Origin of the sequence: Desulfovibrio sp. JC022, from assembly GCF_010470665.1 — a bacterium.
Classification (GTDB): domain Bacteria; phylum Desulfobacterota; class Desulfovibrionia; order Desulfovibrionales; family Desulfovibrionaceae; genus Maridesulfovibrio.
Map to the genome: position 1 here is coordinate 142,348 of NZ_VOPZ01000004.1, position 12,817 is coordinate 155,164.

9 protein-coding genes are annotated in these 12,817 nt (G+C 46.2%); 4 read left to right on the forward strand and 5 right to left on the reverse strand.

The genetic code is table 11. From position 1 onward, the window contains the following. Window positions 1-218 precede the first annotated feature (218 nt). Both FMS18_RS07710 and FMS18_RS07715 read right to left on the reverse strand, forming a co-directional pair. Entirely contained in the window at window positions 219-2,309 is a 2,091-nt protein-coding gene (locus FMS18_RS07710; protein ID WP_163293174.1) for a methyl-accepting chemotaxis protein, read from the reverse strand. Window positions 2,310-2,509: 200 nt separating this feature from the next. Further along, on the reverse strand, window positions 2,510-4,792 hold the full coding sequence (locus FMS18_RS07715; RefSeq protein ID WP_163293175.1) for an ATP-binding protein: 2,283 nt from the start codon (window positions 4,790-4,792) through the stop codon (window positions 2,510-2,512). Between the two features lie 201 nt (window positions 4,793-4,993). On the opposite strand from FMS18_RS07715, the gene FMS18_RS07720 reads away from it, so the two are divergent. After that, the gene (locus FMS18_RS07720; RefSeq protein WP_163293176.1) at window positions 4,994-6,094 is read left to right on the forward strand and encodes a hypothetical protein; all 1,101 of its coding nucleotides are present in this window, start codon (window positions 4,994-4,996) and stop codon (window positions 6,092-6,094) included. Between the two features lie 16 nt (window positions 6,095-6,110). On the opposite strand, the gene FMS18_RS07725 is transcribed toward FMS18_RS07720, so the two are convergent. Then, the gene (locus FMS18_RS07725; RefSeq protein ID WP_163293177.1) at window positions 6,111-6,572 is read right to left on the reverse strand and encodes an Lrp/AsnC family transcriptional regulator; all 462 of its coding nucleotides are present in this window, start codon (window positions 6,570-6,572) and stop codon (window positions 6,111-6,113) included. A gap of 231 nt (window positions 6,573-6,803) precedes the next feature. On the opposite strand from FMS18_RS07725, the gene FMS18_RS07730 reads away from it, so the two are divergent. Continuing rightward, window positions 6,804-7,994, forward strand: coding sequence for a glycine C-acetyltransferase (locus FMS18_RS07730; RefSeq protein WP_163293178.1), 1,191 nt, complete (start codon window positions 6,804-6,806; stop codon window positions 7,992-7,994). 24 nt (window positions 7,995-8,018) lie between these two features. Continuing rightward, window positions 8,019-9,047, forward strand: a complete 1,029-nt coding sequence (gene tdh, locus FMS18_RS07735; RefSeq protein WP_163293582.1) for an L-threonine 3-dehydrogenase — start codon at window positions 8,019-8,021, stop codon at window positions 9,045-9,047. A gap of 155 nt (window positions 9,048-9,202) precedes the next feature. Here tdh and FMS18_RS07740 read toward each other — a convergent pair whose 3' ends face one another. Beyond that, window positions 9,203-9,472, reverse strand: a complete 270-nt coding sequence (locus FMS18_RS07740) for a hypothetical protein (RefSeq protein WP_163293179.1) — start codon at window positions 9,470-9,472, stop codon at window positions 9,203-9,205. A 142-nt stretch (window positions 9,473-9,614) separates the two neighbouring features. Then, complete coding sequence (locus tag FMS18_RS07745; protein ID WP_163293180.1) at window positions 9,615-11,786, reverse strand: AsmA family protein; 2,172 nt, start codon at window positions 11,784-11,786, stop codon at window positions 9,615-9,617. 221 nt (window positions 11,787-12,007) lie between these two features. Here FMS18_RS07745 and FMS18_RS07750 point away from each other — a divergent pair, with 221 nt between their 5' ends. Continuing rightward, a complete protein-coding gene (locus tag FMS18_RS07750) occupies window positions 12,008-12,802 on the forward strand; it encodes a hypothetical protein (RefSeq protein WP_239060983.1) in 795 nt (264 codons plus the stop codon). Window positions 12,803-12,817 lie beyond the last annotated feature (15 nt).

Below are 12,817 nucleotides of genomic sequence, written 5' to 3' on the forward strand. Positions count from 1 at the left end.
ATATCATTTAATACAACAGTTTCACATTGCTTAATATCTCAAAGTAGAGCAGCGCAACCTTTTGCAGCCTCACAATGTTACAAAAACATATCACTTCAATTTCCAATATTCTTGAGTTCAGAAACAATCTATATTTTCAGCGTCGACCTGAAATAAGTAAATAAAAAAGCCGCTCTCCATACAGAGAACGGCTTTTGAATCAATTTTATATTTACGGTCTATACATTTTTCAAATCATCAATAACATTCTTGAGATCCTCAGAGAGACGGGACAATTCGTGAACCGCCTGAGAAGACTGCTCCATGGCCTGAGAAGTTTCACCGGCAATACGGTTGACCTCATCAGTATTGCGGTTGATTTCCTCAGAAGCGGCAGACTGCTCTTCGGAAGCAGTTGCAATGGCCCTGACCTGATCAGCAGTAGATTCAACAATATTCACTATGGACGACAGAGACTCCCCGGCTTCAGATGCATAAGTAGTACTCCTTTCAACGATACCGGAAGCTTTTTCCATATCGCTGATACTGTCGCGAGTGCCGGACTGAATGGCGGAAACAGCATCCCCCACTTCCTTGGTTGCATCCATTGTTTTTTCTGCCAGTTTACGGACTTCATCCGCAACAACGGCAAAACCGCGTCCGGCCTCACCTGCACGGGCAGCCTCAATTGCTGCGTTAAGTGCCAGCAGGTTGGTCTGATCCGCAATATCGGTAATCACGTTCATAACCTTCCCGATCCCCTCAGCACGTTCCCCAAGGGTGTGAAGACCGTCCGACATCTGTCCGGTGGCCTTATCAACTTCACCGATGCTTGAAATAACATTATTTACAATACCGCCCCCGCCTTCAGCCTGCTTGCGGGCATCATCAGCACTCTCGGCAGCCTGTGAAGCATTCTGGGCAACCTCAAAAACAGAAGCGTTCATTTCTTCCATGGCTGTCGCAGCCTCAGTAGAACGCTCACGCTGAAGCTCAGCACCGGATCTGGACTGCTCAATCTGTGCGGAAAGCTCAGTTGAAGCACTGGTAACCTGATCTACAATCTGCTCCAATTGCTCAGCAGCATGCAGCATACCTTCACGCTTGGCTCTTTCAGCAGCACTGCGTGCTTCTTCGGCATCCGCAAGAGCTTCCTTGGCCAGCTTGGTCTGCTCTTCAGCTTCGAGACTTTTCTCTTCTGTGGATTTAAGCAACTTCCCGAGATCAACCACCATACCTTTCAGGGCCTGTTGCAAAGTAAGCAACTCCCCAGAAAAGCGGGATTCATCGGGAATGGCATCAAAATCACCCTTTGAGACAGCCTGCGCCGCCACAACAAGCATTTGAACAGGAGTAGCAATAGTTTTAGCCACAAACCAACCAAAGAGACAGAGTACCAACGCAATACCGAGACCCATGAGTAGAGTATCCTTAACAGTGTCGTAGGCACCTTCCATTATCTCGGACCTATCAATCAACAACGCCAATTTCCAGTCAAGAGCAGGAGAAGTATATACGCGCACAAATTTATCCTCGCCCCCGAGATTAACCTGAGTGAAATCATCCTTCATGGCTGCCAATACATCCATTCCGGAATCACCTACTTCTTCAGCTTTCTTGAAAGCATGATCCTTGTTCATAGGATCAGAAAGAATCGTATTGTCACCTTCCATCAGAATGACATACCCGGTCTTCCCAATCTTAATAGCCGAAACAACGTCGGTAAGAGTAGAAAGGTTAATATCAAAGCCGACTACACCGATAACCCTACCATTATCCCTAATTTTCGAGGTAACGGAACTGACTGCCTTTCCGGTTGTGGATTTGTAAGCTTTACTGACTGAAGTATCCTTGGATGCAGAAAGAGCCGCAGAATACCATGGTCTTGATCTTGGATCATAACCACTGGGCATGCCATCTTCGGGGTACATGTTAAATCCACCGTCTTCCATACCATAGAAGGCAAAGTCATATGCGTCATGACTTTTTACGATTCTTTTCATCAAATCGAAAGCCACTTTTCCCTTATCGTCCATCCTCTCCCGGTTGACCGCATCGAGGGATGAATCCTGGACAAAATTAGGATTGGACCCCAAAGAGTTGATCACAACAGGTTCACCGGCCAGAAATTTCGCGTTAAGCTCGGCCTCATGCATAAATTCAGATATATACATATCTATTTGCTGCAATTCATTAAGCGAGGACTCCCCAAAAGCAATCTTTGCCATATCAGTCATCTTCACAAAAGAAATAGAAGCCATACCGCCTGCACAGAGCAGCACAGCTGTCAGGATAAGCAGAATCAGCTTATTCTTAATGTTTAACCTCATTTAAGAAACCTCCCATAGTTTCCATCGAAATAAATGTAAGCACCACCTATTATATACTATCGTTCCTGTTGGGCATTCCTTAAGGTATTTGCAAAAAACAATGAAGTATAAACTTAATAAATCAATTTTCACCTGCAAAAAAACCTTCCGCAAAAACAGAAGGCTTTTTTTTTCAAATTTTATCAATAAGATGACAACAATTAAACACTGTCAGCACGCGGTCCGACTGGCAGCCTTATTATGAACTTTGACCCTTTGCCCTTTTCAGACTCCACAAGGAATTCCCCTTCATGATTCCGGGTAATAATAAAATAGGATACCGAAAGGCCAAGCCCGGTTCCAAGCCCCACGTGCTTAGTGGTGTAGAAGGGCTCAAAAACTCTTTTGCGAACATCTTCATCCATTCCCGGACCATTATCTTCCACTTCAACCCGCACAAACTCGCCATCCTTGCGGGTTCTAAGGGTCAGGGTCGGACGTTCAGCACCAAATTCCTTATCAGCCATGGCCTGAGCTGCATTTTTGAATATATTCAAAAAGACCTGCTCAATCTCTGTTTCGGTGATGCTTACAGCCGGCAGACTCTGTTCATAATCCCTGCGGATTTCGATGACTTTGAAATCATACTTTTTCTTAAGGTCATAATCGTTTTCCGCGAGGCTAAGGGCTTTTTCAAGTATACCTTTCACCGGAACCTGCATACGGGAAGATTCACTCTTGCGGCTGAACTCAAGCATATTACGGACAATTACGGCAGCCCTGCGTCCGGCATCACTTATACCGCGCAGATAGCCGAGAATTCCCCGCCTATCCATATATTGATGGACCTTATTCAAATCCAATCCCAACTCAGAGGCCACCTCAACATTCTTCTTCAATGACGGAGATAATCTTCTTTCCGTTCCTTGGACCCCTGAAAGAACTGCTCCCAGCGGATTATTAATTTCATGAGCCATTCCCGCAGCCAATCCGCCCACAGACATCATCTTCTCTGTCTGAATCATCATATCTTCAAGGCGGGACTTCATGGTCACATCATCAATAAGCACAACTGCCCCACGTCCTGATTCGCTTTCAAGCAATGGATAAATTTTAATATTCTTGTACTGAACGTGCCCGTCAGAATTAAACGGAATTTTATTTTTTTCACGGACCTCAAGTTTCTCAACCGAATCCATGATCAAGTCCCGTTCATCCTTCAACTGAGGAAAAACATCCATCAACTGCGTTCCACGCACCTGTTCGTAGGTCAAATCTGTTTCTTCTTCAGCGGATCTATTCCACTGGTTGATGCGTAAGGATTCATCCACACCGACAAGCATGGTTGGCATGGAGTCGATGGTGTTCTTGAGCAGGTTACGCAACCGGGCAAGTTCATTTTCTGCAACCTTCTTCTCAGTAAAATCATAAGTAATTCCAAGATACGAAGAAACACCACCTTCACTGTCCCTGACAATCACAGTACTATCGGCAATCCAATAGGATCGCCCTGTCGGATCAACTACCCTGTACTCATGATTAAAATGGTCCACACCGGACTCAACATATTCTCTGACTTCAGACTCAACCCTTTCAATATCATCAGGATGAACAACTTCACCGTATTTTATTTTTCCGGACATAAAGTCATTCGCATTGAATCCCAACTGGCTTACATTCTGGGAGACAAGCTCTACAGGCCAGTTAGGCTCATTCTTCCATTTGAAAAGGACCATAGGACTTTTCTCAACAATCATATTGGACTGGCGCAAAGCTTCCTCGGCCTTTTTACGCTCAGCAATATCCCTGATCAGGTTAAGCCGCATTTCATTAAATGCCTCAGCTACACGGTCAATTTCATCCGGCTTGGAATGCTTTGTACGTCGGTTGAGAACCAGTTCCCGATCAAGCGTGCTAAGATCCATGTCCTGCGCATATTCGGCCATGGTCTGCAAATGACGGGTAACCATGTAGTGGATAATCATGAGAATAAACAGGGCCACCAGAAATGTCTTCACGGCCTGCGTGAGCAAAACCACAAAAACCCTCAGTCGCAACCTCTTAAAAACATTATCCAGATCGGCTACAGCGCGCAATTGCCCGACTTCAACACTCTTGCCGTCAATCACATGAATCAATGGGAAATTTTGTTCTATTACATTGGCACTTTCAGGAACCTTGCCGATAAAAGCCACCGGATCAACCGATCCGAAAGACATTTCCACCACTTCGAGATAGCGCATCCCGGGCAGCTTCATGGCTCCTTCAAGCTGAATTTTCACATGGTCGATATTAATATCCCAGAGACTGGCTGCAATGGTGTTTACGTAACTGTTTTCAATCTGCCCGAATCCTTTCTGAATCTCACCGACATCGCTGCGATATTCCATATAGAGCTGCACGCTGGTGCCGAGAATCGTAAAAAAGGAACTGCAAATTAAAATGTATACAAGCAGCTTGTATGGCAGGACCTGTCCTTTTCGTATTCTAAAAAACTTGACCATATTCTCCACCGGGGCAAGTGTAGCTAAAGTAACAAATGAAAATGATTTCTATACACGTATTCTTTAGCGTATATTGACATAAATTGCTAAAGGATAAAAGATTCTTTTGTAATAAAAGAATTAAATTTAGCTGTAAACAACCCCGGCACCTTTTTCATGCAACAAACAGCTGGAACGATAATTTTCATTTAAGGATAAAAAATGGCCCCACAGCAAGGTACGCCCGGAGCTTTAAATCCTGCAAAAAGAACATTGCTGCCACAGGCATTGTTTATTTTACTGCTGTTGCTAAACACATCTCTTGCGGGAGCAGCTCTGTCATCACAACGCCCCAAAGAGCAATCAGCCCGCAATATCAATTTAGAATTCCATAGAGGAGCAGAAAAGAAAACCACAGACGCCAATGTCCTGCTGCCCAGACTGGCACCTATCCCCAACAAAGAGGAAGTGACCCCGCAGAAAGCCGATGAAATCAAACCGTCCACTGAACTTAAGGAAATTATAGAAAGAGTAAAAAACGGAACCTTGCCGAAATATTCGAATAAAACGACTACAAAATTTAACTACTCAGTCAGTGAGGAAGACCTTCTCATTATCAAATCAGGCGGAAGAACATTAAAGGCAGAAGAAGTCAGCCCCTCTCCGGCCTTAAAAGCTGTTCTTGAGGCCTATCGTAACGGCAGTTTAGACTACACACAGCGCGACATCCGGGAAGTGGAAGAAGAACTATTCTACCACCAACCCTATGCTGAAATGAATATGGCTTCCGTATATGATCTGGTAATGCTCCAAACCGGACGGGATGTTTTTCTTTCCCTTGATTATCAACCTCTCTCAAAAAACGGCAAAAATGCTGAAGAACTGAGGTCACGCCGAATTAAGGACCTTAAATTGACCATCACTGCCATCAAATTCAAGGAAAAACAAAAACAAGGCGAAGAAACCGACGAACACGGGGAGCAACACAAGAAATCACAGGTAAAAATCAAAATAAAACCCAAAGAAACTTTTGCCCGCAAGGTACTCAACATGCTGGGAATCAGGCGCAAGGATGAGGCCGTTGACTACGAAAAACTCAGCAAGACCTACAGAGCCTACAAACGCTGGAGTGAACACGTTAAAGATGTTGATGAGATGCTCCGCCGCAAACGCAGGCGCAAAATCATGCTGATACAGCAACGCCGTTACAGACCATCTAAAAAGATAGACTGTAGCGATCCTGCATTTCGGGGAATATGCCCGGACGGGCAATTGAAGATTGATCCTTACAAAAAAGGCAATATCAGATTTCTTAAACCATAATAAGGAGCAGCCAGTGCTACTCCTTATGCTCAGCCCATTTGTTGACAGCTTCAAGAAACATGAAAGTTTCGGTGGATTTTACACCGCCGACACTGGACAGGTCATCTACCAGAAACTGACGGAAAGCATTTCGGGATGAAACAAAAACTTCAACAAGGAGGTCGAATCTTCCGGACACGTTCATCACAGACTGAACACCGGGCACTTTAGCCATCTTTTCCATAACTTCAGGGTTGGCCCTTTCCTCAAGGTTAATACCGACCATGGCGATAAGGCTGTTCTCAAAATAAAGCGGATTTACAGAAGCAGTAATTCTCAGATAATCATTTTTAATCATCCGCTCTGTACGCAGCCGCACTGTTCCATCGGAAACTCCAAGCTTGCGAGCTATATTTTTGTACGACTCACGCCCATTGCGCTGCAATTCTTCAATAATTTTACGATCAACTTCATCAAGAACCAAAGGACGCTCTTTCACGCGAAATCTCCTTTTCTTAAAATAAATTCACTTTTTATCATTTAACGAAACATACATAGGAGGAAAATAACAATTCCGTCAATATCTGATTTCAAAGACATATTTTCATCAAAACAGGCTGCATTTTAAATTTTACGCAAAATTTATCCTTAAAATTTTGCTTGACAGAATTTATATAGTTGTTCTTTAAATAAAACGAAGCAACATTATTTCTGGACGGGAGAAACGTATATGAAAAATAATTTACTTCAGGCACTTTCAGCCCAGACCGAAGAGTTGAAAGCCAACGGCCTTTACAAAGATGAAAGAATCATAACATCCCAGCAACAAGCCCTTATTTCGGTAGAGGGCGGTCAGGAAGTGCTCAACTTCTGCGCCAACAACTATCTGGGACTGGCTAACAACCCCGATCTCATCGAGACAGGCAAAAAGGCTCTCGATAAATACGGATTCGGACTTTCTTCTGTACGTTTCATTTGCGGAACGCAGGATGTACACAAGGAGCTGGAAGAGAAAATCAGTGATTTTCTCAAAACTGAAGACACCATTCTTTATAGTTCCTGCTTTGATGCCAACGGCGGTCTTTTTGAAACCATCCTCAGTAAAGAAGATGCTGTCATCAGTGACTCACTCAACCATGCCTCCATCATCGACGGCGTGCGCCTCTGCAAAGCCCAGCGTTTCCGTTACAAAAACAACGACATGGCTGACCTTGAAGAACAGCTTAAAGCAGCTGAAGGATGCCGCCACAAGCTCATCGTCACCGACGGTGTGTTCTCCATGGACGGCATCATCGCCGATCTCAAGTCTGTCTGTGACCTGGCTGACAAGTACGGCGCACTGGTCATGGTTGACGATTCCCACGCAGTAGGTTTTATCGGTGAAAACGGACGCGGCACCCCTGAATACTGCGGTGTTCTGGACCGTGTCGACATAATCACCGGAACTCTTGGTAAAGCCCTTGGTGGTGCTTCCGGCGGCTACACTTCCGGCCGCAAAGAAATCATCGAATGGCTGCGCCAGAGATCACGCCCCTATCTTTTTTCCAACACCCTTGCCCCGGTTATCGCCTCCACTTCCATTGCGGTTCTGGATATGATTGCTGAAAAGCCTGAGCTACGCGAAAGACTCAATGAAAACAGCAAAATCTTCCGCACCCGTATGGAAGAAGCCGGTTTTGACCTCGTACCCGGCAACCACCCGATTATTCCGGTAATGCTCGGCGATGCTGTTCTGGCCCAGAAAATGGCCGCAGGACTGCTCAAGGAAGGCATCTACGTAATCGGATTCAGCTTCCCGGTAGTTCCGCGCGGACAGGCCCGCATCAGGACCCAGATGTCAGCTGCACACACTCCGGAGCAGGTAAACAGAGCGGTTGACGCATTTATTAAAGTCGGCCGGGAACTCGAGATCATCAAATAGAAAAGGCGCAATACAATGAGTACAATGAAAGCCCTCGTAAAAAGCAAGGCCGAAGAAGGCATCTGGATGGAAGAAGTTCCGATTCCTGAATGCGGTCATAACGATGTCCTTATCAAGGTCAAAAAGACCGCCATCTGCGGAACAGATGTCCACATTTACAACTGGGACAGCTGGTCTCAGCAGACCATTCCTGTCCCCATGGTCGTGGGCCATGAATTTGTCGGCACCATCGAAAAGATGGGCGGCGAAGTTCAGGGACTCGCTCTTGGCGACCGTGTTTCCGCTGAAGGACACGTAACCTGCGGACACTGCCGTAACTGCCGCGCCGGTAAACGCCACCTCTGCCGCAACACCATCGGCGTAGGCGTAAACCGCCCCGGCTGTTTTGCCGAGTACGTCTGTGTCCCCGCTGTCAACGTATTCAAAGTCGATGACTCAATCAGCGATGACATGGCGTCCATCTTCGACCCCCTTGGAAACGCGGTCCACACCGCCCTTTCCTTCGATCTCGTGGGTGAAGACGTACTCATCACCGGAGCAGGTCCCATCGGCATGATGGCCGTTGCTGTTGCCCGCCATGCCGGTGCAAGACACATTGTCATCACTGACATCAACGACTACCGCCTTGAACTGGCCGGAAAAATGGGCGCGACCCGCACCGTGAACGTCAGCAAGGAAAAGCTCGAAGATGTGATGAACGGACTGGGCATGACCGAAGGTTTTGACGTAGGCCTTGAAATGTCCGGCTCCCCCGCCGCGTTCAGTGAAATGCTGGATAAAATGAACCACGGCGGAAACATCGCCCTGCTTGGTATCCTGCCTGACAACACCGCCATTGACTGGAATCAGGTAGTGTTCAAGGGATTGAAACTCAAAGGTATTTATGGACGTGAGATGTTTGAGACATGGTACAAAATGGCTTCCATGCTCCAGTCCAGCCTTGACGTAACCCCCGCTATCACCCACCACTTCAAAATCGATGATTTTCAGAAAGGTTTTGATGTGATGCGCAGCGGCCAGTCCGGAAAAGTCATCCTTGACTGGACTAAATAAAGACAAAATTTGATACGCTTCGCGTTTTGATAGGAGATTTCGCCTCCGGCGGCCAAAGGACCTAAGGCCCTTTGGAATCCCTATTAATTTATGTCATTAGTATTTAAAGGCAGGCGGTTTTATATAAACTGCCTGCCTTTTTTCTTCTCCTCCTATTAATTCTTCATAGACGCGTACAACCTGCGCACATGCCGTTTGCTGATCCCCAGACGTTCGGCAATATCACATGTTTCCACACCGTAATCCTTAAGCCGGGCCACCTTTACAGCCAACCCGGCATGCTTCAAAAACCTGGTCGAGACATAGACACTTTCATGCGCAAACTCACTCATTACACACAGAGCTGCTTTTTCCGGGCACTTTATACCGGATTTAACATAACTCATCTCGCGGACCAGAACATCATAGAGTACATTTTCCCTCATCTATAAAACTCCATATACATATTCAAAACTAGATATAGAATACAGTATAAAAAAGACACTTTCTGGCAGAACTTGTCAGCACACAAAAAAAGGCCGTCTTTACATAAAAGACGGCCCGCCACATACTAACTATCACATTGACTTAAAACAACTTTTTGATCGCTCCACCAAGTTCCTGAACCGGATTTTTCTTGGATTCATCACCGGAACCAGCCTTTTTCTTGCCACTGAAAGTATCACCAATTCCTTCAAGGACATCGCCAACACCTTCAATCACGCTGCCTACTACTTTGAATCCGGACTTTGCCAGAACAGCCGCAAAGCGAGGCAGATCAACCATAACCGAAGGATCAGCAACATCGCCTGTGATAGTAACCGGAACAGTTAATCCTATGAGATCCTTCATACCTTTACCGCCCTGACCTTCCAGAGTCCCGACAATCTTAGTATCAAGACCGTAATCGATCTTCATGGTATTCAGGTCAACCTTACCGGCCCCGGCAGCTCTGAGCAGCGGAGATTGCATCAGCAGGTCACGGTTATCAGCCACACCATTTTTAATGACTGCTGTAGCGGAAACTTCACCGAATTCGGTACGCTTGCTGTCCCGCTGACCGAAAGCTCCCCCGGTCAGCACGGAAAAAGCGTCCCCGGCAAGATAAAGAAGGTCAAAACCGGATACGTAACCGCTCATAACCTTGAAACCGAGCTTACCGTTAAGGTTGGCGTATACGGTTTTCATATCGTTACCACGAGTATTAAGGCCGGTATTGAAACTCATCTCACCGGAGAATTTATCCTGTCCGGTCATCTGCAAAGCAAGCTCTTTGCCGTCCAATCCGCTGAGTCCCGCAGTCACGGACATAAGCGGGCTCTTACCACGCACATCCACAACAGCCGAGGAAGTAAAAGCCCCCTTGGCAAGATTAAACGATGCCGGCTTTACGGTCAGCACTCCATTCTTGGCACGGGCACGGACCACCACATCGGTTATGTTGGCCTTTTTGGCTATGAGCTGCTTTATGTTCAAATCTGCTTTAAGGGTCAGTTTACGCAGCATATCCACCGGGATAAGTTCCTGCTTGCCCTCGGCTGGTTTCTTTTCAGCAGCCTTTTCGTCTTTTGCTTCAGCCTTCTTTTCTTCCGCAGGAGGCAGGTAGCTGTCCACATTAATTTTATCAATGCCCAACTGGGCCACAATATTGGGTCGATCAGGATTGGCGAATGAAAACAGGCCCTTGATGGTGGTTTCATCAAGATTAACCTGCAAATCCTTTATCTCAACAGACTTGCTGCTGCCAGCATAGTTAAAATTCATTCCCACTGAAGTCAGGGCCTTGCTGTCTGCGGTTTTCAGCCCCATACCCATTTTATCAAGCGTATCCTTCAAGTTAAATCCGGGAATGCTCATATCACCGGAAAAACTCATAGCTTTGGAATTGAGTCCGGCAGCAGTAAGCGACCCCTGCGCCTTCATGCCGTATGCTTCCAGCACCAGCCCGGCCACATCGGCAGCACCTTTAATCATATCAACAGCGGCATCGCCGGAAAGCTTGACCTGCCCCTTCCCACCGGGAACAGCTTTACCTTCGGCATCCACCACAACATTCAACCCTTTCACGCTCAATTGTTTGAAGTCTGCGGAAATTGAAGCCTCGCCGGACGTGTTAATATCAGCACTGATTTCAGGCTTGGTGGAAGAAAGGGCAACATGAACATTAAAATTAAAAGGGCTGCCCGGCGCAAATCCTTCGATGACGATATCGCAGTCATCAACAGACTGACGGACATTTTCCTTACGGTCATCCCAGACCACGCGGGCATTCTGGACATTTACCCCGCCCACCGAAAGATTCAATTCCGACTTGCCGGAAGAGGAAGGTTCATCTTTTTTCTCTTCACTCTTTTTATCCCCGGTAAGGTCATCCCAGTTGGTGAGACCATCTTTATTCCGCATCAGAAACAGCTGTAAATCGGCAACATCAACATTTTTAAGCTCAACCTTACCGGTAATAAGCGGTAAAAGTTTCAAACTAACATCAGCTGATTTAAGACTGAACATATTCTTTTCGGAAAAACCAACCGCATTGGAAAGTGCGATCCCTCCGGTTTTAACCCCGATCCACGGAAACACAGATAGTTCCAGATCTCCGTCAAAAACAAGCTCGCGCCCTGTTTTGCCACGCACAGCCTCTGCAATTTCACCTTTGTAATCATTGGGATTAATCAATACCACGGCCAGCACCATGGCTACGCCCACGATCAGAATCAGAGCCGAAACCGACGCTACGATAATTTTAACTGCCTTACTCATTATTAAACTCTCCGCTTAGCGTTGCCATGGACGGCGTTTATAAAAAAGTCATTCAGACCCGGAAAAACAATTATCATTAAATACACACCTCAAATATATCTGCTCCTCTGATAAAATCAAACTATAAAAATATAAAAAGCTGATTCTATTCAGGATGCGAATCCCCACACTCACAAACAGTGCAATTATGATTTGCAAAGAACCGGAGAATGAGGCAAAAAATGCTCATGAAAAATAAGTGGTCTCTTCTTTTGGCGAGTATAGCCGCCTATACATTATATCTGGTGACAATGGTCAAACTGCCCGGCATGCTGGACAGTCTAATAGATTCGAACTGGCCCAAAATGGTGGGGTACAGATTTGCCCGCAAGATGAGTGATACCCCTCTGCTCTATTTTTGCCTTGGTCACATGGCGGTATTCGGAGCCATAATTCCCCTTGTCATCGCAAAAAAATTTGAACTCAAACCGCATAGAAAAGTGCCTGCAACCATACTATGGCCAAGCATTGCCGTACTCATCGGTGCTTTTCTCTTTTACGCCCATTATCAAGGATTCCTGCCCAATATGCTTAACCCGGACCCCAATCCGGCATATATGACCGAGGCTTTCTTTTATATTTTCCCACTCTCGCTGGGATTATGTATCTATTCCTGTTTCCTGCTGCCGCGTTCAATCATGTACCTGTTGGACCAGAATAAATACTCACCCATCCTTGAAGCCCTCATTGCAGGCGGGACCATGCTCATTTCATGGAAGGTATATACGCTGAATCCGCATATCGTACCGGAAAAAATATTCTGGACCGGAATAGCCATTGCCGCAGCCGGGGCACTTTCAAGGTCATTTTACCTCTCATTCATAGCCTGCTTTGCCACCCTTTACGGGGCATCCATGGTCATCCCGGTTTTCCATAAAATTCCATGGGAGCCTATGCTGCCCGGTTTCATTGCGTCATTTGTGGCTTTCTGCCTCTATCTGCACTCAAGGGATACCCGAAAATTTCCCATGCAATAAAGGCTGCCCTAACAA

Excerpts from the sequence above, each read along its gene's own strand:
- FMS18_RS07750 (WP_239060983.1), top strand. The coding sequence starts at position 12,008 with ATGCTCATGAAAAATAAGTGGTCTCTTCTTTTGGCGAGTATAGCCGCC.
- FMS18_RS07720 (WP_163293176.1), top strand. The coding sequence starts at position 4,994 with ATGGCCCCACAGCAAGGTACGCCCGGAGCTTTAAATCCTGCAAAAAGA.
- FMS18_RS07740 (WP_163293179.1), bottom strand. The coding sequence starts at position 9,472 with ATGAGGGAAAATGTACTCTATGATGTTCTGGTCCGCGAGATGAGTTAT.
- FMS18_RS07730 (WP_163293178.1), top strand. The coding sequence starts at position 6,804 with ATGAAAAATAATTTACTTCAGGCACTTTCAGCCCAGACCGAAGAGTTG.
- tdh (WP_163293582.1), top strand. The coding sequence starts at position 8,019 with ATGAAAGCCCTCGTAAAAAGCAAGGCCGAAGAAGGCATCTGGATGGAA.
- FMS18_RS07710 (WP_163293174.1), bottom strand. The coding sequence starts at position 2,309 with ATGAGGTTAAACATTAAGAATAAGCTGATTCTGCTTATCCTGACAGCT.
- FMS18_RS07715 (WP_163293175.1), bottom strand. The coding sequence starts at position 4,792 with ATGGTCAAGTTTTTTAGAATACGAAAAGGACAGGTCCTGCCATACAAG.
- FMS18_RS07745 (WP_163293180.1), bottom strand. The coding sequence starts at position 11,786 with ATGAGTAAGGCAGTTAAAATTATCGTAGCGTCGGTTTCGGCTCTGATT.